Consider the following 26232-nt stretch of genomic DNA (forward strand, 5'->3'; position numbering starts at 1 on the left):
GGTGAGAGGAGGATTTGTTTTTGTATCAACAATTGCACTGGTTTGTAATCATGTATGCGTTGGCATTTATCGTCAAAGATACTGATAAAGGAGTTATAGCTTTACTGTTGTTTATCACAGTGATTTACTTTTATCTTTTTCGACGGTATAACAAGAAGCTTATCCTCGCTCTCCTGCTTTTTGGAATCATATCTTTTCATTATATCCCCTCATTGCCATCTACAATCCATACAGAGACCAGCACTAATACACAAATCTCCGGTGAAATTATTTCTGCTGTAGAGCATACCGATCGTTTTGTTCGTTTTGAACTTGCATCACAAACCAATCAGCATATTGAAGTTTTTTATTTCATTAACCAATCAGAACAAAATATATCCACTTTTAAGACAGGTGCTAACTGTGAATTAAATGGAGAATTTCAAGAGGTCCCTATATCCAGAAACCCCGGTCAATTTGATTACAAGTATTATTTAGCCACTCAGAATATTCAATCGCAGTTTATTATACAATCTTTTGCTCCAAGTAATTGCCAAGGACAATCCCCATTACAAAAAATATATCAGTTAAGAAATACTTTTTTAGAAAAAAGCAAAAATCAAGTAAGTGAGGTGACTTTTCAATGGCTGTCGGCACTATTATTCGGTGACAGAGATCAACTAGACGAGGGTACCATTAAACTTTTTCAAACATGGAATCTGTCTCACTTACTTGCGATATCTGGATTACATGTTGGTTTACTCCTTGGTATTTTTTATTTTGTATTATTATTTGGTTTTCGGCTAACCATCGAAAAATCACAATTAATTTTATTATTGACGTTGCCAATCTATCCATTTTTAGCGGGTGGAGCACCGTCTGTGTGGAGAGCTAGTCTGTTAGCGATTGTCGTAATTATCATGACGAAAATCCCGATACGTTTAGCCAGTACGGATATGTTGAGTATTGTATTTTTGGTCATGGTGTGGCTTGATCCATATGTAGTTTATTCGCTAGCCTTTCAATTTAGTTTCAGTGTTACATACGGCATCCTATTGTCACGAAAGATCGTCAATCCATCTATTTTAGGTTACACATGGATCCTGTTACGAATTTCTCTAATTAGTATGCTTGTGATTTTACCACTGCAATTGCATCATTTTTACCAATTTCAACCACTTTCTATTCTGATCAATCTCCTCGTTATTCCATATTTTACTTTATTTGTTCTGCCGATCTTGTTGCTGATTTTAGCCAGTTCTTTTTCACCTAAGATTGTGACTGTATTGGATCAAATATTTAGCACCGTTCATACCTTGATCCTTGATTCATTAAACATAATGGATGGAATTATGCCAGCTGCATGGCTGGTTGGTTCTTTCCCTTCAACGTATTTTCTACCGTATTATGTCATATTATATCTCTGTTTCTATTTTTGGGATAAAGATCAATTAAAAAAAGCTGTATTATCTGGAGTATGCGTGATAATGTTACTTATTCTAATTAGTTTAAAGCCTTATTTTGATCGTTACGGTTATATAACGGTATTAGATATTGGACAAGGGGACGCCATAGTGATTGAGTTACCATATCGAAAGGCTGTTTATATGATCGATGCCGGTGGAACGTTATCCAGCGATTTTTCCCAAGCTTCAAAAGACACATTTGAGCAAGTGATTGATCCATTTTTTAAATCGAAAGGAATCAGTAAAATAAATGCAATCATGCTGTCTCACGCGGATCATGATCATATCGGAAGTGTCTCTTTTATATTAGAAGAGTATCAAGTGGATCAAATCATCACAAGCCCATTTTTTGAAAAAGATACATTAGCGGATTTTATCGATACGAATCGATCTTTTCATCACGTTACGGTAAAAGAAGGGGAGACTTTAAATCTTGAACACCAACAATTTCAGGTATATTATCCAAGTCGTGATCAATCCGATAAAAACGAAAATTCTCTAGTAGTAAGCAGCAAATTTGGATCTCAAAAATGGCTTTTTACTGGAGATGTCGGGAAGTCAGGAGAAAATGAGATCATCCAACAATTTCCGAATTTAGATGTGGACATATTGAAAGTAGCGCATCATGGTAGTAATTCTTCCACATCTGAATCCTTTTTAAAAGCAATAAAACCTGAATTGGCAGTCATTTCTGTAGGACAAAATAATCGTTATAATCACCCGCATCAAGAGGTGTTACAACACTTGAATAACAAAGGTGTAAGGGTTTTAAGAACAGATCAAAGTGGTGCCATTATCTATAAATTCTCCGATGAAAGTGGAACAATTTCCCCTTACTTGCCATATGATAAAGTACCATAAGTAATCCTTCACCAACGCAAATAAAAACATTAAAAAACGAGACTAATTAGGTTAGCCTCGTTCCCGTGCATCTTTAGATAACTAATTTTCTTATTTTATGATCCAATAGCATCGAAAATGACACCTATAAAGAAAATTATCATGAAAAATAAAAATGAGAAAACAAATCCAAATCCAGCATCAAAAAGGTCATGTCGTTTCGACTGAACATCCTTTTCAAATTCATTCATGGCTAATACCTCCTTAGTCAAAGTTTTAATCCATATCACAGGATTCCCTTACTTAGCAAGAGTTAACACCTATATATTTTGGATATCAGGTCAATCTATATATAAGACAATATCGTAGCTTGGTTAGTTACCTAGGGCTAATCAAATTGCGTTGATATAGATTGCAGAGGGGAGTGTAATGATGCTCCTCTCTTTATTATGTAAAATAAAAGATGGATACATTCTGACTACTTTTCAATAGTCCAATCTTATTATACAATAAAACATAATTAAAAATTTTTCAACTTTTTATAAAGAATATTTTTATATTTATGGTTGGATGATGGACAAGATCTATACATATGGAGTGGAGTATATGAGTTATTTAAAAGTGATTGAAGAAATCAAAAAAGGCAAGTTCTCACCTGTCTATTATTTTCATGGTTCGGAAAGATATATGATCGAAGCATTAAAACAAGCTTTAATATCTAATGGAATGGATCAAGACGAGCAAGATACGAATTTGTCGATATATGATTTGGAAGAAACAGCGATACAAGAAGTCGTCACAGATGCCGAAACTTTTCCTTTTTTTGGAGAACGAAAAATTATTTTTGCTTCCAATGCAGATTTTCTCAGAGCTAAACCGGCTAAAAATGATCTGGAACATTTACCAGAAGTATTAGTTGATTACTTAGAAAATCCAGCGCCCTATTCTATTTTAGTAATTGTAGCGCCCTATGAAAAAGTCGATGAACGTAAAAAGGTAGTGAAACGCTTAAAAAAGACAGCAAAAACAGTCGCGTGCGAACCACTTAAAGAGTGGAATATGCAGGAAGTTATCGCAACGATTGCAAAGGAACATAGGGTTTCCATTTCTGAAGAAGTAATGACGTATTTTATTAATGAAATTGGTACCAATTTGATGATTATTCATTCTGAAATGGAAAAACTTGTTTTATATGTTGGTGAGGGAAACGCTATTCGTATGGAAGATGCCGAACTTCTTCTATCAAGCCAGGAGAATAGCTCTGCTTTAAAATTAATGGATGCCATTATGACAAATGACTTAGCAAAAGCAATTGATATTACCAAAGATTTAGAAAAGATGAACGAAGATCCGATTGCGTTAATTGCTTTGGTAGCTTCTCAGTACCGTACCTTACTCCATGTCAAGTTATTGAAACAAAAGGGATACACGCAGCAACAGATGGTGTCGCAATTAAAAATCCATCCATATGTAGCAAAAATATCAATGACAAGGCAAGCGAAATTTCAAACAAAGGAATTAAAAGAAGCCATTGATTTATTAACAGAAACCGACGCACAAATAAAAACAGGAAAGATGGAAAAATCACTCGCATTTGAATTGTTGTTATATCAACTAATCCAAAAAAGACAACATGTATCATAAATTAAGAAAAACCAGGAAAGCCAACCCGGTCTTTTTAGTAGTAATTTTGAAATGGATAATAGATTTAAAACGCGCTACGGCTTGCCCACTTCGCTAAATAATACGCTACAATGGGTGTAAGTAGTGATATCGCGACTTTTACTTCATATTGTTAATAAGCCTCGTCTAGTTAGCTGTCACAAATGATGTAGAACCACTTTATAGCGTAGGCCGTCCGCTTCCACTCCTGTGGCATTTGTTTTCCCTGAAGATCCACTTTTTTGAGCGGTTTGTGCTCGAAAAAGTTAGCTGAAGGGAAAACGCCACGGAAAGGGAAGTGGACAGCCGTAGCGGTGGATTCATACACACTACATTTCAAAATGACTACTTTGACAACAAATGCCTTGATACCGCTGATTATATACTTTCCTTGCATAATGAAAAAACCACAACAGTTGACTGTTGTGGTTTTTTCATTATGCGCTTAGTCCGTTAACTTGTTGTGCTAAACGAGATTTTTGACGATTACCTTTGTTTTGGTGAATAAGCCCTTTTTGTACGGCTTTATCAATTTTCTTCACTGCCGTTTGAAGTGCAGCTTTTGCATTATCCACATCTTTGTTAGCTACTAATGCTTCCACTTTCTTAATATGGGAACGCACATCTGTTTTAACAGATTGGTTTTGTAGACGATGATCTTCATTTGTACGAACGCGTTTAATTGCTGATTTAATATTTGCCAATGTCTTCACCTCCATCTTACTTCATAGCCCTATTAATTAAATTAGGTCACATGACATTTTACCAAAGCTTTCGTGACTTTTCAATAAAAATTGTTGTTTCCTTGTAAATAAGCTTTTAGGTATCTTTTTTATCGACTCGGAAAAGCTAAGAAAAATGGTGTATGAGGAGTGATAATCATGAAAAACAATTCATTTGAAGTACGTACAGACCTAGCAGTTGAGGCAAAAGATATGTATGTTGAACAAGATCAGAAACAAGATAAACAGATCGAAGGTGTTGCGATATCAGAAGAACGTTTCGGAACGATTAATGTGACAAATGTCGAAGTGGATCAAAAAGGTGCTGAACATATCGGAAAGAGTCCCGGTTCCTATAGAACGATTTATTCGGATGCCATTAAAAAACAAGATACCAAATCCCAAGAAGAGACAGCCAAAGTTGTCACCAAACAATTACTAGAATTAATGAAAAAAAACGACGTTTCTAAAGAAGCGGCCGGATTAATAGTAGGTTTAGGCAATCGGAATGTGACCCCCGATGCCTTAGGTCCGCTTGCTATTGAAAAGGTTCTGGTGACCAACCATTTATTTATGCATGAACCCCAATATGTGCAAGATGGTTACCGCAAAGTTGCTACTATTAATCCAGGAGTGATGGGTGTTACTGGTATTGAAACGAGTGACATTATTAAAGGTGTCATTGAAAAATACAAACCTGGATTTGTGATTGCGATCGATGCTCTAGCATCACGATCGATCGAAAGAGTGAATGCTACTATTCAGTTATCAGATTCAGGGATCCATCCAGGTTCGGGTGTAGGGAATAAGCGAAAAGAACTGAGCAAGGAAACTTTAGGTGTACCAGTTTTTGCGATCGGAGTACCTACCGTTGTCGATGCCGTAACGATTACAAGTGATGCTATTGACTATGTTTTAAAACATATAGGAAAAGAATGGCGTGAAAAAGATAAGCCATCAAAATCGTTAACACCAGCTGGTCTTAATTTTGGTGACCGATCATTATCAGAAGAAGATCTACCACCGATTGAAAAAAGAGAAAAAATATTTGGCATGATCGGTGCTTTAAGTGATCAGGAAAAAAGAGCATTAATGCAAGAGGTATTGACACCATTAGGTCATAATCTTATGGTTACGCCTAAAGAGATTGATGGCTATATTAAAGATATGGCGCACTTATTAGCAGAAGCGATAAATGCAGCTTTACATGAACGAATCGACATTAAAAATTTTGCTCAATATACAAGATAGAAATAGGTTCTACTTTCTATTGAATCTTCATATTCTTTAGTAGAGATGATAGAGGAGATAGAAAGGAGAACATTATGCGCCTGCCAAATCGTAGACAAAAGCGAGTGTTGTTTTTATCAAAACATAAATTACTAATGATTGTTTCAATATTTTTCACTGCGTTTTTTGCAATGTTTATCTTGATTGGAGCTTTTACGAGTTTGGATCCGAATTATCGGGTCGCTTCTAATACAGTTAAGAAATGGACGACCAATATTGATGAGGCTCATTTTTTATCGTTGATGATGATGGAAAACCGAATTTTTCAAGAAGCATTACCTGAAGACTCACCTCCAATTGATATGTGGAAAGTGGTGTTTGAATTAGGTACAAATGTAAGAATGCATGATGTTCGCAGTTTATTAGGAAGAGAGTTACCAGGCTTTGAAATGTATGATCGTCAAATTTTGATTGCTGGCGAGGGTACAGATTATACGAATTTAACGATGGAATCCACACCACCCCTAGACGATGTTTTAGAAGAACGCGAAGCAACCATCCCCGAAGACAAAGAAGAAAAAGAACCTACTGAAGAGGAACAAAAACAGACGACAGGAGATCGTAACATCGTGTTTCTCTACAATACACATAATCGCGAGTCTTTTTTACCTCATTTACCTAATACAGATGAACCAAATGAGGCGTTTCATAAAGAAGTCAACATCACGAATGTCAGTGAACGATTAGCCAAAGATTTGAAACGCTTTGGAATCGGTGCCGAGGTAGATGATACAGATATTGGTGCGATTTTGAATGAAAAGGGTTGGGATTATTCTGCAGATTCTTACACCGCATCCAAAGAAGTGGTGGAAGCAGCTTTGACAACTAATAACGATTTAAATTATGTATTTGACTTGCACCGAGACAGTGTAAGAAAAGATATTACTACCATTGATTTGGATGGAAAATCGTATGCCAAAATCATGTTTGTAATAGGTGGCGATAATCCAAATTACGAACGCAATTATGCTCTCGCAAAAGCATTACATGATCTACTAGACGAAAAGTATTATGGTTTGAGTCGTGGAGTAGAAATGTATGGTGGAGCTGGACGTAACGGGGTTTATAATCAAGATGTCTCAAATAATGCTTTAACGATCGAATTTGGTGGCGTTGATAATACGATGGAAGAACTTAATAACACCTCAGAAGTTTTTGCAGAAATATTTAGTGAATATTACTGGGACGCACAAAAAGTTTCTGAATAAACAGGGGAGGTTACTTGAGGTGAAATATTTCTTTTATTTGTTGGTATTAAGTCTTATCTTTTCGTTAGGTATGTATATTGGTATTGATCGTAGTAGTGCGGAAAAGGTTAGTGAATCTATTCATTCTGAAAATGAGAAACTAGAGCAGAACGCAGAGTTAGTAGACAGAGAGTTAGTGATCGAAGAAGTGGGGGAGAGTAAGAAACAACAAGTTGCAGCTGCTCAGATTGAACCATCCTTCTTACATTCCATTGCAGATGGTGGGGAAAAGGCAGTTCGAACCATATGTGATCAAGTTTTAGAAATTACCTACACCCTTGTCGATGGGGTTTTTTGAAAAATTGACAAAAGTGAAAGCTAATGTTTGACTCATTATCCTTCAATCAGATCTGATGAAGGACAAAAGAAGAGATAATCGGAAGAATATGTCCTTCATAAAGTGAATGAAAGACAAAAAAGATGAAAATCAGAAAAAAATGTCCTTCATAAGGTGAATGAAGGACAAAAAAAGTGAAAATCAGAAGAAAGTGTCCTTCATAGGGTGAATGAAAGACAAAAAAAGAGATAATCGGGAAAACATGTCCGTCATAAGGCAAATGAAGGACAAAAAAATTAAAATTCGAATAATTATGTCCTTCATTAATCAAAGTGAAGGACAATTAACTTGTGATTTAAAAAAATATAGTTTCTTTTCAAACTTGATTAAGACATCATCCCTTGTTCCGTCTCTTCATCTTTCTGTTGAACATCCGGGTATTCACTGCTATAATCAATGCTAGTATTGTGGTCAAATATAGGAGTTGAATGACATTGACGAACATTAGAAATCAAAGTAAAGTACGAAATTTTTCGATTATTGCACATATTGATCACGGAAAATCAACGCTAGCTGATCGAATTTTAGAAAAAACAAAAGCGTTAACCTCGCGTGAAATGAAAGAACAATTTCTAGATGGAATGGATCTTGAACGTGAACGAGGTATAACGATAAAATTAAATGCCGTTCAATTAAAATATGATCGTGGCGGCGGTGATGAATATTTATTTCATCTGATCGATACGCCAGGACATGTCGATTTTACATACGAAGTCTCCCGAAGTCTGGCAGCATGTGAAGGTGCTATTCTTGTGGTTGATGCTGCACAAGGGATCGAAGCACAAACATTGGCAAACGTTTATTTAGCGTTAGACAACGATTTGGAAATTATTCCGGTTATCAATAAAATCGATCTACCTAGTGCAGACCCAGAGCGAGTGAAACAAGAAATCACGGATGTTATTGGAATCGATGGGGATGAAGCGATCCTAGCAAGTGCGAAGTCTGGTATTGGAATAGAGGAGATACTTGACCAAATCGTAGAAAGGATTCCTGCACCAGAGGGAGATCCCGATGAGCCGTTAAAAGCCTTAATCTTTGACTCGTTATATGATCCATATCGTGGCGTGGTTGCTTATGTCTGTGTCAAAGAAGGATCGGTAAAAGTAGGCGACAAAATTAAAATGATGGCAACAGGTAAAGAATTTGAAGTAAATGAGGTAGGGGTATTCAATCCCAAACCTGTTCAGCAAGACGATTTATGTGTTGGTGATGTAGGGTACTTAACTGCCTCTATAAAAAATGTAGGGGATACGCAAGTTGGGGATACCATTACACTAGCAAATAATCCTGCTTTGGAACCCTTACCAGGTTATCGTAAGTTAAATCCCATGGTGTTTTGTGGGTTATACCCAGTCGATGCTGATAAATATAATGATTTACGCGAAGCACTTGAGCGTCTAGAATTAAACGATTCGTCTTTGCAATATGAAGCGGAAACTTCTCAAGCGTTAGGCTTTGGATTTCGTTGTGGTTTCTTAGGGTTATTGCATATGGAAATCATACAAGAGCGAATCGAGCGAGAATTTGGTATTGATTTGATTACAACAGCACCGAGTGTAATATATAACGTCGTCAAAACAGATGGAGAGAATTTAACGATAGATAATCCATCGTTTATGCCAGATAATCAATCGATCCAAGAGGTTCAAGAGCCTTATGTTCGAGCAACCATTATGGTTCCTAATGATTTTGTTGGGCCAGTAATGGAAATTTGTCAGAAAAAACGTGGCGATTTCTTAGATATGCAGTATCTTGACGATAATCGTGTCAATGTTGTCTATGAAATTCCATTATCAGAGATTGTTTATGACTTTTTCGATCAATTAAAATCGCAAACGAAGGGTTATGCTTCGTTTGATTATGAAATGATCGGTTATAAAGAGTCGAACCTAGTAAAAATGGATATCTTATTGAACAATGATACGATAGATGCTTTATCTTTTATTGTCCATCGTGATTTTGCTTTTGAGCGTGGCAAACAAATTGCAGATAAATTAAAAACGTTGATTCCAAGACAGCAATTCGAGGTACCAATCCAAGCGGCAATTGGTAATAAAATTGTTGCGAGAACGAACATTAAAGCAATGCGTAAAAACGTATTAAGTAAATGTTATGGTGGAGATATTTCTCGTAAACGTAAGTTGTTAGAGAAACAAAAAGAAGGTAAAAAGCGTATGAAAATGGTTGGTTCTGTTGAAGTTCCACAAGAAGCCTTTATGGCAGTTTTGAAGATGGATGATGATTAATATCGTGAATACTTTTTGTAAATAGTAATAGTAATGGTCTACCCTTGTCTAAATGGCAAGGGTTTTGCCGTAGTTAAAGGAGGAATAACAATGGTATCGTCTGTCTATATCCACATTCCATTTTGCGAAAAAATTTGCCATTATTGTGATTTCACAAAATTCTTTTATGAAGAAAAAATGGCAGATGATTACTTGGTTGCGCTCGAAAATGAAATCACAACAAATATTAGTAAGCCTAAGCAGAAGATGAAAACGATCTTTGTCGGTGGGGGAACACCTACTGCATTAAATAATCAACAATTAACAAAACTAGTGAAGATGATTCACAATTATTTTGATGTTGCTGAGGTGGAAGAATATACGTTCGAAGCGAATCCGGGTGATTTAACAAAAGAAAAAATAACGATTTTAAAAGAATACGGTGTTAACCGCATTTCAATGGGTGTACAAGTATTTGATGATGATATGTTAGAACAGCTTGGTAGATTGCATCGAATCAAAGATGTCTATCAAAATGTTAATGATTTAATCAACGCGGGTATTACGAATATTAGTATTGATTTAATGTATAGTTTACCCAATCAAACTATTTCTAATTTTGAACAAACATTGCGGGAAGCATTGCAATTTAACTTACCACACTATTCAGCTTATTCACTGCAAATTGAGCCGAAAACGATTTTTTATCAACGATATAAAAAGGGAACATTAACGAAACCGCCAGAGGAAATCGAGGCAGATATGTATGAAATCCTACGAGCTGAAATGAATCAGAATGGAAATTTGCAATATGAAATTAGCAATTTCGCAAAACCCGGTTTTGAAAGTAAACACAATTTAACGTATTGGAATAATGATTATTATTATGGGTTTGGGGCAGGATCTCATGGTTATTTACCAGGTGAGCGAATTATTAACATTCGTCCATTTCCAACCTATGTAGAAGAAGCAAATAAATCAGGAAAACCGATTTTACATGTGGAGAAAATCGGCAGAAAAGAGCAAATTGAGGAAGAGATGTTCCTTGGACTTCGAAAAAGTGAGGGCGTATCGATTTCAAGATTCGAGCAAAAATATAATCAAAAGTTAGAAAGTTTGTATGGTCAGGAGTTAGAAAAATTGCAACATCGCGGCTGGATTGAATACAATCATCAATTTGTAAAACTGACAGAGGTAGGTAAGCCTTTTGGCAATGAAGTATTTCAATCCTTTCTATTGGATAAGGAAATCTAGAGGGTAATAGCTTTTCGTTTTTCTAATAATATTTTAAGTTTCTTAATTGACATTTCCTTATGGATTTGATAATTTATTATTAGATTTAGCACTCAAGATAATAGAGTGCTAACAGAGGTGATCATCGATGCTTACAGAAAGACAAATACAAGTGCTCCAAGTTATTATTGATGAATTCATCCAGACGGCACAACCGATTGGATCAAGGGCTATAGCTAAGAAGGAGGACATTCCTTTTAGTCCTGCGACGATTCGTAATGAAATGGCTGATTTAGAAGAATCAGGTTATATTGAAAAGACCCATACCTCATCAGGTCGAGTACCTTCTGAGAAAGGGTATCGCTTTTATGTTGACCATTTAATGTCACCATTTCGATTATCGAATCAAGATATGTCGACGATTCATCAAACGTTTGAAAGAGAAATGCTTGAATTTGAACGAGTGGTGCAAAAGTCTGCTCGCGTTCTTTCAGACTTAACAAACTATACGTCGATCATACTAGGGCCACAAGTTTTTGAGACAACATTAAAGCAAATTCAAATTATCAGTTTAACTGATTATACTGCTGTAGCTATTTTGGTGACAAGTACAGGTCATGTAGAACATCGTCATTTCAATGTGCCACCAACCATGCAGTCATCTGATCTAGAGAAGTTAGTTAATATTCTAAATGATCGATTAGTTGGTGTACCCATCATTAAGTTACAACAAAAGCTCTATGGAGAAGTTGCTCAAATGCTCAAGCGTTATAGCTCAGATTTTGAGACCACGTATTCCTTTTTGAAAGATGCATTGTTAGAACAACAGCCAGTTAAACTCTATATGGATGGTAAAACAAATATTATGTTACAACCAGAATTTCACGACATCCATAAGATTCAGTCACTTTATACGATTATGGAAAAAGAAGACGAAATGGCGCATCTTTTAAGAACATCTGGAAAAGGAATTAAAGTTTCCATTGGTCAGGAAAATCAGCTGGACGCGATGCAAGATTGCAGTTTAATTACAGCAACCTACTCACTGGGGGAAGAGCAGTTAGGGACAATTGCTTTACTTGGTCCTACACGGATGGAGTATTCAAGAGTAGTAACATTATTAAATGTATTGTCTAAACGATTGACAAATACGTTTGATTCATGGCACTAACATTTCAAATGTGAGAAGCGTCTATTTGCTTCAAAGAATACGGCGCTCTCATCTTTTTGTGTGTATAATATTTGATCTTTTAGTTAAAGTATGTTTAGCTATACAATGGTTTTGTTTAGGAGGTGACAGGGATGGAAGAAAAAGATGTACAGTCAAAAGAAGAATTTAAAGAAGAAGTAGTGGAAGATACAGAACAAGAAATAATCACTGACGAAAAGAACGACGAACCACAAGAGCAAGAAGTGAATAATGAAGAATTAACAAAATTGCAAGCAGAAAAAGATGATTTACAAAATCATTTATTACGAGTGCAAGCTGAGTATGACAACTTTAGAAAACGAACTAAAAAAGAAAAAGAAGCAGATTTAAAATATAAGTCACAATCGGTTGTAACAGAGTTATTACCGGTTTTAGATAACTTTGAGCGTGCGCTTCAAGTAGAAGTTGAAGATAAAGCAGCTAAAGGTATTGTAGAAGGTCTTGAGATGGTTTATCGCCAATTAAAGACAGTGCTTGAAAGTGAAGGTGTAGAGGAAATTGAGACAGATGGTCAAACATTTGATCCAACCAAACACCAAGCTGTTATGCAAGTAGAAGAAGATGGCTATGAATCCAATCAGATCGTTGAAACCATGCAAAAAGGTTATCAACTGAAAGATCGTGTGATCCGACCAGCGATGGTCAAAGTAAATCAATAATTACATATGTTTGTGAAGGAGGACTTTTTAAAATGGGAAAAATCATTGGTATTGACTTAGGTACAACAAATTCTTGTGTAGCCGTAATGGAAGGTGGCGAAGCAAAAGTAATTCCGAATCCGGAAGGTAACCGTACAACGCCTTCTGTTGTTTCATTTAAAAATGGTGAACGTCAAATTGGGGAAGTAGCAAAGCGTCAAGCGATTACAAACCCAAATACAATTCAATCAATCAAACGTCATATGGGTACAGACTATAAAGTGGAAATTGAAGGTAAAGAACATACACCACAAGAAATTTCTGCGATTATTTTACAACACTTAAAATCGTATGCGGAAGACTATTTAGGAGATACAGTTGACAAAGCTGTAATCACTGTTCCTGCTTATTTCAATGATGCAGAACGTCAAGCTACAAAAGATGCTGGTAAAATTGCAGGCTTAGAAGTTGAACGTATTATTAACGAACCAACTGCTGCAGCACTTGCATATGGTATTGATAAAGCAGATCAAGATCAAACCGTTCTAGTTTATGACCTTGGTGGTGGTACATTTGACGTATCTATCCTAGATATTGGTGAAGGTACTTTTGAAGTTGTATCTACTGCAGGTGATAACCGCCTTGGTGGGGATGACTTTGATGAAGTGTTAATTGACCATATGGTAGCAGAGTTCAAAAAAGAAAATGGTATTGATTTAGGTCAAGATAAAATGGCTCTTCAACGTTTAAAAGATGCAGCTGAAAAAGCGAAAAAAGACTTGTCAGGTGTAGCGCAAACGCAAGTATCACTTCCATTTATTACAGCTGGAGACGCAGGACCATTACACTTAGAAATGAACATAACTCGTGCAAAATTCGATGAGTTATCTGCAGATCTAGTAGAGAGAACAATGGGGCCAACTCGCCAAGCACTAAAAGATGCAGATCTTTCTGCTAGCGAAATTGATAAAGTATTACTTGTTGGTGGTTCTACTCGTATCCCAGCAGTTCAGGAAGCTATCAAAAAAGAAGTTGGTAAAGACCCATCTAAAGGAGTTAACCCTGATGAGGTTGTAGCACTAGGTGCAGCCATTCAAGGTGGGGTACTTCAAGGTGATGTTAAAGATGTAGTATTATTAGATGTTACACCTCTTTCTCTTGGTATTGAAACAATGGGAAGTGTGACAACTAAATTAATCGAACGTAACACAACAATTCCAACAAGTGCTCAACAAGTATTCTCAACAGCGGCTGATAACCAAACAGCAGTGGATATCCACGTGCTACAAGGGGAACGTGAAATGGCGCAAGATAACAAAACACTTGGTCGTTTCCAATTAACTGATATTCCACCAGCACCACGTGGTGTACCACAAATCGAAGTATCATTTGATATTGATGCTAATGGTATTGTAAATGTTCGTGCGAAAGATTTAGGTACAAATAAAGAACAATCGATTACCATTAAATCTTCTTCAGGTCTATCTGATGAAGAAGTAGAACAAATGGTGAAAGATGCGGAAGAAAATGCTGAAGAAGACAAAAAACGTCGTGAAGAAATCGAACTTCGTAATGAAGCAGATCAATTGGTATTCCAAACAGACAAGACTTTGAAAGATCTTGGAGACAATGTATCTGACGAAGAAAAACAAAAAGCAGAAGCTGCAAAAGACGAATTAAAAGAAGCGTTAGAAGCAAATGATCAAGAGCAAATCAAAGCGAAAAAAGAAGCTTTAGAAGAGCAAGTTCAAGCGCTATCTGTAAAACTGTATGAGCAAGCACAACAGCAAGCTCAAGCAGAAGGAGACGCTGCTGGAGCGGAAGGTCAACAAGCTGAAGACGATGTAGTAGATGCTGACTACGAAGAAGTGGACGATGAAGACAAGAAAGACGAAGATAAAAAATAACAGAAGTTTGATAAGCAAGTGAGAAAAAGTCAAAGTCAGATCCAAATGGCTTTGGCTTTTTCCATGAATGACAAAAAACAACCACCATTCATACATTACCAGTAGACCAAACTGCGAACTTGTGACAATTTTGACTGTTTGATGAGTGCTAGCAAAAGCTCCGTCCATTTACTTCGCTTTCCGCGGGCACGGCTTCAGCTTCCTCAGAAAAGCAAAAAACGCTTTTCCTGCGGGATCTTCAGCTCGCGCTTTTCCCGCTGGAGTCTACGTAAATGGACTACGCTTCAATAATCTTCTACAAATTAAGTGTTAGCTAGAATATTGATATCACAGCTTATTTCATCGTACTTGAACAGATATCTACCAAAGCGGAGGAAAAATGCGACACTCCTGGGGGAACAGCACGAGCTGAAGATCTACTTGGTAAAGTGTTCTACTTTACCAAGTTAGCTGAAGCCGTGCCCCCGGAAAGGGAGTGTTTTTCCGTAGCGTTGGATTAGCACTTATCTCAATACTGTTGCCAATAAGCCTATGTCAATTAAATTGCAGTTTAGGTTTTCTGTTGAGTTTTGGTTCGTTATTTATGTTTGCTTATCATAAACGATCAATGTTATTATAAATGTTATGCAATAAACGAGCGGGAGTGTGATCAGTCAGTGAGTAAACGAGATTATTACGAGGTACTTGGTGTGTCAAAAGATGCATCAAAGGATGAAATAAAAAAAGCATATCGTAAACTAGCTAGAAAATATCACCCGGATGTGAACAAAGAAGAAGGTACTGACCAAAAATTTAAAGAAGTAAAAGAAGCGTATGAGGTACTTGGTAACGAGCAAAAGAAAGCACAATACGATCAGTTTGGTCACGCCGGCCCACAAAGTCAAGGTGGATTTGGTGGCTTCGGTGGTGGCGAAGACTTCGGCGGTTTCGGAGATATTTTCGACATGTTCTTCGGTGGCGGTGGTCGAAGAGATCCAAATGCCCCGCGCCAAGGTAACGACTTGCAGTATGCCATGACACTTGAGTTTGAAGATGCTATTTTTGGAAAAGAAACAGATATTCAAATACCAAAAGAAGAAGATTGTGACACATGTGATGGTTCCGGAGCTAAGCCTGGAACAAAGCCGGAAACATGTTCCCATTGTAATGGCAGTGGACAATTAAATGTTGAACAAAATACGCCTTTTGGTCGTGTAGTCAACCGAAGAGTTTGTCATCACTGTCAAGGTACAGGTAAAATGATTAAAGAGAAATGTACGACATGTGGTGGCCAAGGAAAAGTACAAACACGCAAGAAAATTCATATTAGTATCCCTGCAGGTATTGATGAAGGACAACAAATACGTGTACCTGGACAAGGTGAGCCAGGCGTAAATGGTGGACCAGCAGGAGATCTTTACGTAGTTATTCAAGTGAAGAGCCATGAATTTTATGAACGTGAAGGCGATCATATTTATTGTGAAATGCCAATTACTTTCGCTCAAGCAGCTTTAGGTGACGAAATTGAAGTTCCTACACTACATGGCAAAGTAAAACTAAAAGTTCCAGCAGGTACACAGACAGGAAAAACCTTCCGTTTAAAAGGAAAAGGTGCTCCTAATGTCCGTGGTTATGGTCAAGGGGACCAACATATAAAAATTCGTGTGATTACACCAACAAACTTAAGTGAACGTCAGAAAGAGTTATTAAGGGAATTTAACGAAATAAGTGGGAATCAACCAACAGATGAACACGAAGATTCTTTTTTTCAGCGAGTAAAAAGAGCTTTTAAAGGTGAGTAATCCATATTGGAAATCTTTGATAAAGTGAGTTGATCTGTTTGAAGTGGACAGAGCTGTGTATCTATACTACCAATGAAGCGATAGAACCAATCTCTAACATTATTCATGAAGCAGGCGCAAGTGGTGTTGTGATAGAGGATCGTCAGGAATTAGACAAAGAAAGAGATACACCTTTTGGCGAAATTTATGACCTGAATCCGGATGACTATCCTGAGGAAGGGGTGCGTTTAAAAGCGTACCTTCCTGTTAATAGTTTTCTTGGTGAAACGGTATCGGAGATTAAGCAAGCGATTAATAATTTATTAGTATACGATATCGATATTGGCTTAAACAAAATAACTTTGAGTGAAGTAAATGAAGAAGAATGGGCGACAGCTTGGAAAAAATATTATAAACCTGTGAAAATCTCAGAGCGTGTGACAATCACGCCAACCTGGGAAGATTATCAGCCTGTCTCAACAGATGAACTTATTATTGAATTAGATCCTGGAATGGCCTTCGGTACAGGTACACACCCAACAACCGTTTTAAGTATTCAAGCTTTAGAAAGATTCATAGAAAAAGGTCAGATTGTGATGGATGTTGGTTGTGGATCAGGTGTGTTAAGTGTTGCCTCTATTTTATTAGGGGCTGATAAAGTATTAGCTTATGACTTGGATGAAGTAGCGGTTGAGAGTTCTAGACTTAATGTCAAAGTAAATAAAGTTGCTCAACAAGTGGTTGTAAAACAAAATAACTTGTTAGAACATGTCGACGAAGAAGCAGATATTATTGTAGCGAATATCCTGGCTGAAATTATTTTGCGTTTTGAACAGGATGCTTATAAATTACTAAAGCCTGGTGGTTATTTTATTACATCAGGTATTATTCAGAACAAAAAAGAACATGTTAAAGAAGGACTCACAAACGCGGGATTTGAAATAATGGAAGTAAACCAAATGGAAGATTGGATCTCGATTATTGCACAAAAGCCTGAAGGAAGTAGGTAATCGGATGCAACGATATTTTATTAATAGTGACCACTGGAATGATCAAAATGTTCAAATAGTGGAAGATGATTATCATCATATTGTAAATGTAATGCGAATGTCGAAAGAAGACAAGTTGATTGCAAATCGTGATGATGGAAAGTCTGCTATTTGTGAAATTGATACTATTTCTGAAGATGTGGTGGAAGCTAAAGTAATCGAATGGTTAGAAGAAACGACGGAATTACCGATTGCTATTACGATAGCACATGGTTTACCGAAAGGCGATAAGTGGGAATTCATACTTCAAAAAGGTACTGAATTAGGTGCATCACATTTTATTCCTTTTCAAGCAGAACGGTCTGTTGTAAAATGGGAACCAAAAAAAGTCCAAAAAAAACTACCGAGATGGCAGAAGATTGTTAAAGAAGCCAGTGAACAGGCTCACAGGACACGAATCCCTGCGGTTGATACGGTATTGTCGACTAGTAAACTAATTAGTAAGAGTGCTAACTATGACTGGAAGTTTTTTGCTTATGAAGAAACAACGCGTGGTGAATCCTCACAAAAGCTCCATGATTATTTATCACAAATAAAGCTAGGTCAATCTGTGATCGTTTGTGTTGGGCCAGAAGGTGGCTTTACTGAAAAAGAAGCCGTCGAATTAAGGCAGGCTGGTTTTGAATCGATTCGTCTTGGTCCTAGAATTTTACGAACGGAAACGGCACCTCTATACGTTTTAGCTAATTTATCTTATTACTTTGAAGAAATGAGGTGATGAAATGCCTGTAGTGGCTTTTCATACATTAGGTTGTAAAGTAAATCATTATGAGACAGAAGGAATTTGGCAAAAGTTTAAAAACGAAGGTTATGAACGTGTTGATTTTGATCACCATGCCGATGTGTATGTCATTAATACATGTACGGTTACTAATACTGGTGATAAGAAAAGTCGTCAAGTAATCCGTCGTGCAATTCGAAGTAATCCTGAGGCTGTTGTCTGTGTAACAGGCTGTTATGCTCAAACATCTCCTGGTGAAATTATGGAAATTCCTGGTGTGGATATTGTGGTAGGAACACAAGATCGAGGGAAAATGATTGAGTATATTGAAGAACATCAAGAGCATCGTCAACCAATCAATGGTGTTTCAAATATTATGAAGAATCGAGTATTTGAAGAAATGGATGTTCCACAATTTTCTGATCGTACACGTGCATCATTAAAAATACAAGAAGGATGTAACAATTTTTGTACGTTCTGTATCATTCCATGGTCAAGAGGTCTTTTACGTTCCAGAGATCCCGAGAATGTTTTAAAACAAGCAAAACAATTGGTTGAAGCAGGTTATAAAGAAGTTGTCTTAACTGGGATTCACACCGCTGGTTATGGTGAAGATATGAAGGACTATAATTTTGCCAGGTTGTTACGGGACCTTGAATCAAAAGTGGATGGTCTTAAGCGAATTCGTATTTCTTCCATCGAAGCAAGTCAAATTACTGATGAAGTAATCGAAGTGTTGGATGCTTCAGAAAAAGTGGTACCTCATTTACATATACCATTGCAATCAGGATCAGACACAGTATTAGAAAGAATGCGCCGTAAATACACAACAGATTTTTACAAACAACGTGTTGAAAAAATTCAAAAAGCACTGCCACATTTAGCAATTACTTCAGATGTTATTGTTGGTTTTCCTGGTGAAACAGCTGAAGAATTTCAGGAAACTTCTGATTTTGTGAAAGAAATCGGCTATTCTGAGTTGCATGTTTTCCCTTTTTCAAGAAGAACAGGTACTCCAGCAGCTCGTATGGATAATCAAGTGGATGATGAGGTCAAAAATAAACGGGTACAGTTATTAATCGACCAATCGAATCAACAAGCGTTAGAATACGCAAAGCAATATGAAGAAGAAGTAGTAGAAGTAATACCAGAAGAAACATTTGATAACGATCACCCTAATATGTTAGTAGGTTATTCAGATAATTATCTTAAGGTAAAATTCGAAGGCACTAAAGACATGATTGGTGAAATCGTCCGTGTGAAAATTACAAAAGCAGGTTATCCGTACAATGAAGGTCAGTTTGTCCGTGTAATGGATGACGCTGTATTATCTATTTAATGATAGGGGGTCTCACTTTACGTGATGGCCTCTTTTCTAGTTATCTACTATTATTGACTTGGATTATTTTGTGACGGGCCGTAATACTTGTATTGATTGAAGTCTCACATTATCATGAGTTATTAAAACTATAAGTATTTTTCAATCTATTTTATTATTAAAACGGTTGACCTATATTGGTCGGTATATTATAATTGCAAAGAGACATATGTATGTGTATGTCTGATTAATTTTTTTGTATGCTTCGGAGGGAGGGAAATTGCATGTCTAACACAACTCGCGTTCGTAAAAACGAGTCACTTGAAGATGCTCTTCGTCGCTTTAAGCGTAGTGTATCAAAATCTGGTACATTATCTGAATATCGTAAGCGTGAATTTTATGAAAAACCTAGTGTTCGCCGTAAGAAAAAATCGGAGGCAGCTAGAAAGCGTAAATTTTAAAGAGGGTGTAATGTACTAATGGCAATCGTTGAACTTTTGAACCAAGATATGAAACAGGCGATGAAGAACAAAGATAAAGTAAAATTAAGTGTAATTCGTATGGTCAAAGCATCGATGCAAAATGAAGCCATTAAATCAAAAAAAGATGCATTGTCTGAAGAAGAAGAACTAACGGTTTTAGCTAGAGAGCTGAAACAAAGAAAAGATTCCCTCCATGAATTTAAAGAAGCTGGACGCGAAGATCTTGTAAGCCAATTAGAAGAAGAAATTAAAATAATACAAGCTTATATGCCTGAACAATTATCTGATCAAGAATTAGAAGAAATAGTTGTACAGACGATCGAGGAAGTTCAAGCTCAATCGAAAAAAGATATGGGAAAAGTTATGAGTGCTCTGATGCCAAAAGTAAAAGGTAAAGCAGAAGGCTCACGAGTGAATCAATTGGTTCAAAAGAACTTATCATAGAACGAATATAAATGATTTCATTCAGCAAAAGGCTCTTAGCTATTCATTTAGCTTAGGGCCTTTTTGTTATGCTTTGTTTATAAGGAAAGAAAGTATAAAAATTCGAAGGTGTCTAGCTCTGAGCGCCAGAAACTAGGCGACTTCACACATCGCCTTACGATAAGTCATCATCGGCTCGTAATGTAGGAGCATCTGTTAAGTTCGCCTAGGTCTTGTAGGCAACACAGATGTCAACACTTCCTGTGTAAGTCCGTGATTCTTTTATCTCAGTTGATGCGCTCCATTCGCTACGTTTCTAAGTGGGCGCTCTGCGCTTTTCTTATAGCTTTCCCTATACCGTATATGTGTGGTAAACTGTATGCGTTGACAATAGTAATTAAGTATCAAAAATATGAAACCAATTCTACATAATTTTCGTAATCTTATTAGTAAAACAATTTGGGAGGGAGGACGTGGATTGAAAAAATTCTTTATATCGCTCCTTTTAGCACTACCACTTTTTGTATTCATTTTTAATATCGACTCTAATTATGTGAGTGCAGAAGACAATGGAGAGGGTAAAATAGTATATGTGATACCAATCGAAAATACTGTTGAACGAGGATTAGAAGCATTTCTGAAAAGAACCACCACAGAAGCTACAGAAGCTAATGCGGACCACATTATATTTGAAATTAATACACCTGGTGGACGTGTAGATGCTGCAGAAAACATTGGTGAGATTCTACAAGATGTAGAAATCGAAACCACCTCATTTATAACCGTTAAGGCTCTGTCTGCAGGTTCTTATATCGCTCTAAATACTGATAATATTTATATGAAGCCACAAGCGAGTATGGGTGCTAGTGGAGTCATCACATCGGATGGCAATGCTGCAGACAAAAAGGCTCAGTCAGCATGGATAGCGAGTATGAGAGGTGCAGCAACTTCTAAAGGAAGAGATCCGTTGTATGCGGAGGCGATGGCAAACACCGAGATTGATTTACCTGAATACGGTGCGCCTGAGGGAGAGTTTTTGACATTAGACGCTAATTATGCAGTAGACGTTGAATATGCGAATGGAATTGTAAATCATCGTACTGATTTATTAAATCAACTTTCGTTATCGCAAGCGGAAATAGTGGAAACAGAAACGACGGCAGCAGAAGGGCTAGCTAGATTTTTAACAAACCCAGTTGTTGTTCCGATTTTGTTATCATTAGCTAGTATCGGTTTGATCGTAGAGCTTTATTCCCCAGGATTTGGGATACCAGGATCAGTTGGTTTGATTTCTTTGGTCCTTTATTTTTATGGACACATCGTAGCAGGACTTGCTGGTTACGAAACCATCGTATTATTAGTACTGGGAATTGTTTTAATTATTATCGAAATATTTGCTCCAGGTGGTATACTTGGTTTCATTGGATTAGGTGCGATAGTTGCGGCGTTATTTATGTCAACAGATGATGTCGGTCATATGGCTTTAAGTATTGCTATCGCACTTGTTTCTAGTATTGTAGTAGCAGTTATTTTGTTCAAAACAATTGGTTTGGAAAAAGGAGTTCTCAGACATATCATCCTAAACGATTCTACAAGCTCTGAGCAAGGATATGTGTCATCCGTTAATCGACCAGACCTTATTGGGCAAGAGGGAGTATCTGTTACACCATTAAGACCAGCCGGAACCGCAGAGTTTTCAGAAGAAAGACTTGATGTGGTAACGGAAGGAGCATTTATTGACGTGAACACAGCGATTAAAATAATAAAAGTCGAAGGATCACGTATAGTAGTTAGAAAGATTTAATTTTAAATATTAGGAGGAAAAAACATGCCACAAGAATTAGAAGTAATTTTTCCAATTATCATTATTGGACTGATTGTAATCGCAGTTGCAATACTCTTTACATTTATTCCTGTTATGCTTTGGATTAGTGCCTTAGCAGCAGGTGTAAGAGTGAGTATTTTCACATTAGTAGGGATGCGCTTAAGAAGAGTTGTGCCATCTCGTGTTATCAATCCATTAATTAAAGCTCATAAAGCGGGGTTAGACGTTAACACTAATCAATTAGAGAGTCATTTTTTAGCAGGTGGTAATGTTGACCGTGTAGTAAATGCACTAATTGCTGCACAAAGAGCAAACATTGAGTTAAGCTTTGAACGTTGTGCTGCCATTGACTTAGCAGGACGTGACGTATTAGAAGCTGTGCAAATGAGTGTTAACCCGAAAGTAATCGAAACGCCATTTATCGCAGGTATTTCGATGGATGGTATTGAAGTAAAAGCGAAAGCACGTATTACGGTAAGAGCGAACATTGATCGCTTAGTCGGTGGTGCTGGTGAAGAAACAATTATTGCCCGTGTCGGTGAAGGTGTTGTTAGTACAATTGGTAGTGCTAAAGCCCATACAGAAGTATTGGAAAATCCAGACTCTATCTCTCATAATGTTTTAGACCGTGGTTTAGATGCTGGTACTGCGTTTGAAATCCTGTCGATCGATATTGCTGATGTGGATATCGGCAAAAATATCGGTGCGATTCTGCAAACAGATCAAGCAGAAGCAGATAAAAATATTGCCCAAGCAAAAGCAGAAGAGCGTCGTGCGATGGCGGTTGCTCAAGAACAAGAAATGGTTGCCAAAGTTCAAGAAATGCGAGCAAAAGTTGTCGAAGCAGAAGCAGAAGTTCCACAAGCATTGGCAGAAGCATTACGTTCTGGCAAAATGGGTGTTATGGATTATATGAACTACAAAAACATTGATGCCGATACTGATATGCGTGATTCTATTGGTAAATTAACAGATACAGATAATGACGAAGACGACTTTAATAAGTAAGAAATCCTATTAACGTATCTCTTAGGTTATACGTTAGAGAGGAAGATATCGATGGATGAATTGTTTAGTTTTATCGTACCAATTCTAGCTGTTGTCTTTTGGTTATTTGGCCTTTCTAAATCGAAAGAAGAAGAAAATAAGCAACAACAATCTCAAAAGCCTAAACAACCAAGCACAACAACCACTGAAACAAGACAGCCAGAACAGACTCAGACTCCATCTTATCAAACGATGGAGACGATGGCTGACTCGAATCAACCAACTTTTTCGCAACAAAAAGAGAAACAAATGGAGAAGTTGCAGGAAAAAATTCAGCGAGCTGAATCGATTCGCGATCAAACACAAAATAACGAATTAGGTATACATGATGCGATTAAAGATGGGCCAGCACCAAAAGCATATCGGAAAAATAATAATGGGGAAATCTCGTTATCCGTTAAAAATAATTTAACGCAAAAAGGTATTGCACAAGGCATTATTATGGCTGAAGTATTAGGTCCGCCAAGAGCCTATCAAAAACGAAAAAGCTATCGCACATAATACAAAAACGAAAGAGTGTGTCCAAAAGTAAAACTTTTGCTGACACACTCTTTTTTTGTGGTAATTATGAGATTTTATATGTGCTTTGCACTCACTCCGGCTTGTCCGCTTCCCTTTCCGCGGTTTTTTTTCTCAGCTAACTTTGGTAAGCAAAGGCCACTTACCAAAGTGGATCTTCGAATAAAGTGAGACTTCAATCAGTGGGGTTTTCCTACTGATTGTTAGCGAAACTTATCAGGTTGTTACTGACCGTATCCCATTCGTTATTTATTGGCTAAACGAAAATTTCAAAAATGGGATTACGGTCAGTTAGCAACGTGGAAAAAACTTCCCGCAGGAGTGGAAACGGACGCCTGCGCTTTTTAATGCTCTACAACTAAAGTAGAATAATCATATTAGCGTATTCACCATTTCTCATCAATTTATCATTAGATTAAATATTGTTATTAAAATAAGCTGATTTATTGTCTAATTGTAACAATACAAAATATTAGCATTTGCAACAGTTGTAGAGTCCCACTAAGCGTAGGCGCCCGCTTTCACTCCTATGGGACTCGTTTTTTCTGAAGATCCACTTTTCCATGCGGTTTTTGCTTGGAAAAGTTAGCTGAAGGAAAAACCCCATGGAAAGGGAAGTGGGCAAGCCGAAGCGGTTACTACGCCCAAATACCATTTCAAAATTGCTACATGAGTTATGTTGCATAATCTTTTTTATGATTTTGATTGTGATTATTTTTTAACGTTACATTGATACTATTCTATCATGTGTTTTGTGATAATCTGTTCTTATTTTCTCTTATTTTCATACAATAAACTTGAAGGGAGGCATATGCTTCGTGAAAAAAATGAGAGAGAAATTGAAGACTGTTTTTACCAATACATTTGATTTGCCTTCTGAAGTTACATTAGAGCTACCACGAATTACAATGATTGGATCCATTCACGCATACATAGAGAATCATCAAGGCCTCGTTGTTTTTTCTGAAAGCGAACTGTTATTAAAAGTACATCAAGGACTTGTTCGGATTAAAGGAGAAAATTTTGTTCTGAAAATGATGATTGATAAAGATATATTATTAGAAGGAACGATCCAAGATGTCAGGTTTGAAGACGAGTAAAGGTAAAGCGGAGGGGAAGTATCATGTTTTTTAATAAAAAAAATTGGCTAAAAGGATATATAACTATTGAAATTAGAGGACAATATCCAGAACATTTTTTTGATATGTGTGCAAGATACGGTATCCCCTCCTGGGATCTAACTAAAAAAAATGCTACTACTGCAATAGGTAAAATAAAATTAACCGACTTGTCTAAACTAAGACAAGTTAAAAAAAGAAGTATTTATAAAGTCTATTTTAAAGAGAGGAGTGGCCTACCTTTTTTCTTACATTCGTTAAAATCACAAAAGCCACTCTTGATAGGGTGTATGATAGCATTCGCTATTATTTTTATATTGTCCAATATCGTATGGCGTATAGATGTTACAGGATTAGATGAGGAAATAGAAAATAAAGTGTTAGCACAAATGGAAGCGTATGGTTTAGAAAAAGGTAGTTTTCAATGGAATATTGATTCACCTGCTACGCTTCAACGAAAATTGTTAGAAGATATTCCAGAATTATTATGGGTAGGCGTAAAAAAGAATGGTTCTGCATTTCATCTTGAAGGTGTAGAAAAGACTAGTGTAGAAAAACCCGAAGAAACAGAAGTGGGGCATTTAGTTGCTGCCAAGGAAGGGGTCATTGTTGATCTATTTGTTTCAAAAGGACAACCCCTAGTGCAACCGAATGACGTTGTATATAAAGATGATATTTTAGTATCAGCATACTTAGAGCAACAAGAAGAAGGGGATGAAACACCTAAAACAAAACCTCTAGCAGCAGAAGGAGAAGTTATCGCAAAAGTATGGTACAAAAGTGAAATATCTATCCCATTGACGAATCATTATCATGTGTTAAACGGTCAAGCAGAAACAAAACATTATCTTCATTTTTCAAATATCTTATTGCCATTTTGGAATTTTAGTAATCCTGACTACACTAATTATCAGATCGAAACAGAAGAAAAAAATTTCTATTTTCTTAAATGGAAATTACCTATCAGTTATTTAAAACAAACCATTTACAAGTCCGATGTCATAGAGGAAAAGATGACAAAAAAAGAGGCGAAAACACAAGCATTAGAACAAGCAAAACGAGAATTATTAAGACAATTGCCTCTTGATGCAGAAATTATTGAAGAAAAAGTTTTGCACGAACGAGAAGAGAGTGGTAAAGTAAAATTAACCTTGTATTATACTGTATTAGAAAATATTGCAAAGAAACAACCAATTAGTCAAGGAGATTGA

At 36.7% G+C, this 26232-nt stretch carries 23 protein-coding genes; 21 read left to right on the top strand and 2 right to left on the bottom strand.

What is annotated here, in order from left to right:
* Positions 1-20 precede the first annotated feature (20 nt).
* Complete coding sequence (locus BN3107_RS09500) at positions 21-2306, top strand: DNA internalization-related competence protein ComEC/Rec2 (RefSeq protein ID WP_058307391.1); 2286 nt, start codon at positions 21-23, stop codon at positions 2304-2306.
* A 95-nt stretch (positions 2307-2401) separates the two neighbouring features.
* On the opposite strand, the gene BN3107_RS19390 is transcribed toward BN3107_RS09500, so the two are convergent.
* Entirely contained in the window at positions 2402-2536 is a 135-nt protein-coding gene (locus BN3107_RS19390; protein WP_077065090.1) for a YqzM family protein, read from the bottom strand.
* Positions 2537-2891: 355 nt separating this feature from the next.
* Between BN3107_RS19390 and holA the strand changes: the two genes are divergently transcribed.
* Positions 2892-3929 carry a DNA polymerase III subunit delta gene (gene holA, locus BN3107_RS09505; protein WP_058307392.1) on the top strand — a complete coding sequence of 346 codons (1038 nt, stop codon included), beginning with the start codon at positions 2892-2894 and terminating at the stop codon, positions 3927-3929.
* Positions 3930-4384: 455 nt separating this feature from the next.
* Here the strand turns inward: holA and rpsT are convergent, their stop codons facing one another.
* Positions 4385-4651, bottom strand: coding sequence for a 30S ribosomal protein S20 (rpsT, locus tag BN3107_RS09515; RefSeq protein ID WP_058307394.1), 267 nt, complete (start codon positions 4649-4651; stop codon positions 4385-4387).
* A 177-nt stretch (positions 4652-4828) separates the two neighbouring features.
* On the opposite strand from rpsT, the gene gpr reads away from it, so the two are divergent.
* From gpr to yqfD, 19 genes are all read left to right on the top strand, one after another.
* The gene (gpr, locus tag BN3107_RS09520) at positions 4829-5920 is read left to right on the top strand and encodes a GPR endopeptidase (RefSeq protein ID WP_058307395.1); all 1092 of its coding nucleotides are present in this window, start codon (positions 4829-4831) and stop codon (positions 5918-5920) included.
* A gap of 74 nt (positions 5921-5994) precedes the next feature.
* On the top strand, positions 5995-7167 hold the full coding sequence (spoIIP, locus tag BN3107_RS09525; RefSeq protein ID WP_058307396.1) for a stage II sporulation protein P: 1173 nt from the start codon (positions 5995-5997) through the stop codon (positions 7165-7167).
* Positions 7168-7186: 19 nt separating this feature from the next.
* A complete protein-coding gene (locus BN3107_RS09530; RefSeq protein ID WP_058307397.1) occupies positions 7187-7504 on the top strand; it encodes a hypothetical protein in 318 nt (105 codons plus the stop codon).
* A gap of 467 nt (positions 7505-7971) precedes the next feature.
* Positions 7972-9792 (top strand): translation elongation factor 4, encoded by a 1821-nt coding sequence (gene lepA / locus BN3107_RS09535; protein WP_058307398.1) that lies wholly within the window; start codon positions 7972-7974, stop codon positions 9790-9792.
* 90 nt (positions 9793-9882) lie between these two features.
* Complete coding sequence (gene hemW, locus BN3107_RS09540) at positions 9883-11025, top strand: radical SAM family heme chaperone HemW (protein ID WP_058307399.1); 1143 nt, start codon at positions 9883-9885, stop codon at positions 11023-11025.
* 127 nt (positions 11026-11152) lie between these two features.
* Positions 11153-12175: a heat-inducible transcriptional repressor HrcA gene (gene hrcA, locus BN3107_RS09545; protein WP_058307400.1), complete on the top strand. Its 1023-nt coding sequence runs from the start codon at positions 11153-11155 to the stop codon at positions 12173-12175.
* Between the two features lie 131 nt (positions 12176-12306).
* Positions 12307-12873: a nucleotide exchange factor GrpE gene (grpE, locus tag BN3107_RS09550; protein ID WP_058307401.1), complete on the top strand. Its 567-nt coding sequence runs from the start codon at positions 12307-12309 to the stop codon at positions 12871-12873.
* A gap of 32 nt (positions 12874-12905) precedes the next feature.
* Entirely contained in the window at positions 12906-14759 is a 1854-nt protein-coding gene (gene dnaK / locus BN3107_RS09555; protein WP_058307402.1) for a molecular chaperone DnaK, read from the top strand.
* A gap of 656 nt (positions 14760-15415) precedes the next feature.
* Positions 15416-16540 (top strand): molecular chaperone DnaJ, encoded by a 1125-nt coding sequence (gene dnaJ / locus BN3107_RS09560; RefSeq protein WP_058307403.1) that lies wholly within the window; start codon positions 15416-15418, stop codon positions 16538-16540.
* 38 nt (positions 16541-16578) lie between these two features.
* On the top strand, positions 16579-17529 hold the full coding sequence (gene prmA, locus BN3107_RS09565) for a 50S ribosomal protein L11 methyltransferase (protein WP_058307404.1): 951 nt from the start codon (positions 16579-16581) through the stop codon (positions 17527-17529).
* A 4-nt stretch (positions 17530-17533) separates the two neighbouring features.
* Positions 17534-18286: a 16S rRNA (uracil(1498)-N(3))-methyltransferase gene (locus BN3107_RS09570; RefSeq protein ID WP_058307405.1), complete on the top strand. Its 753-nt coding sequence runs from the start codon at positions 17534-17536 to the stop codon at positions 18284-18286.
* Positions 18287-18290: 4 nt separating this feature from the next.
* Positions 18291-19628: a tRNA (N(6)-L-threonylcarbamoyladenosine(37)-C(2))-methylthiotransferase MtaB gene (gene mtaB, locus BN3107_RS09575; RefSeq protein WP_058307406.1), complete on the top strand. Its 1338-nt coding sequence runs from the start codon at positions 18291-18293 to the stop codon at positions 19626-19628.
* A 263-nt stretch (positions 19629-19891) separates the two neighbouring features.
* Positions 19892-20068: a 30S ribosomal protein S21 gene (rpsU, locus tag BN3107_RS09580; RefSeq protein WP_018931586.1), complete on the top strand. Its 177-nt coding sequence runs from the start codon at positions 19892-19894 to the stop codon at positions 20066-20068.
* Between the two features lie 18 nt (positions 20069-20086).
* A complete protein-coding gene (locus BN3107_RS09585; protein WP_058307407.1) occupies positions 20087-20533 on the top strand; it encodes a GatB/YqeY domain-containing protein in 447 nt (148 codons plus the stop codon).
* Positions 20534-20990: 457 nt separating this feature from the next.
* On the top strand, positions 20991-22316 hold the full coding sequence (locus BN3107_RS09590; RefSeq protein ID WP_058307408.1) for an NfeD family protein: 1326 nt from the start codon (positions 20991-20993) through the stop codon (positions 22314-22316).
* A 24-nt stretch (positions 22317-22340) separates the two neighbouring features.
* On the top strand, positions 22341-23345 hold the full coding sequence (gene floA / locus BN3107_RS09595; protein ID WP_058307409.1) for a flotillin-like protein FloA: 1005 nt from the start codon (positions 22341-22343) through the stop codon (positions 23343-23345).
* A gap of 51 nt (positions 23346-23396) precedes the next feature.
* Entirely contained in the window at positions 23397-23885 is a 489-nt protein-coding gene (locus BN3107_RS09600; RefSeq protein ID WP_058307410.1) for a hypothetical protein, read from the top strand.
* 845 nt (positions 23886-24730) lie between these two features.
* A complete protein-coding gene (gene yqfC, locus BN3107_RS09605) occupies positions 24731-25003 on the top strand; it encodes a sporulation protein YqfC (protein WP_316245030.1) in 273 nt (90 codons plus the stop codon).
* Between the two features lie 23 nt (positions 25004-25026).
* Positions 25027-26232, top strand: coding sequence for a sporulation protein YqfD (gene yqfD / locus BN3107_RS09610; protein WP_058307412.1), 1206 nt, complete (start codon positions 25027-25029; stop codon positions 26230-26232).

This window comes from Gracilibacillus massiliensis (assembly GCF_001458115.1).
GTDB lineage: Bacteria > Bacillota > Bacilli > Bacillales > Amphibacillaceae > Gracilibacillus > Gracilibacillus massiliensis.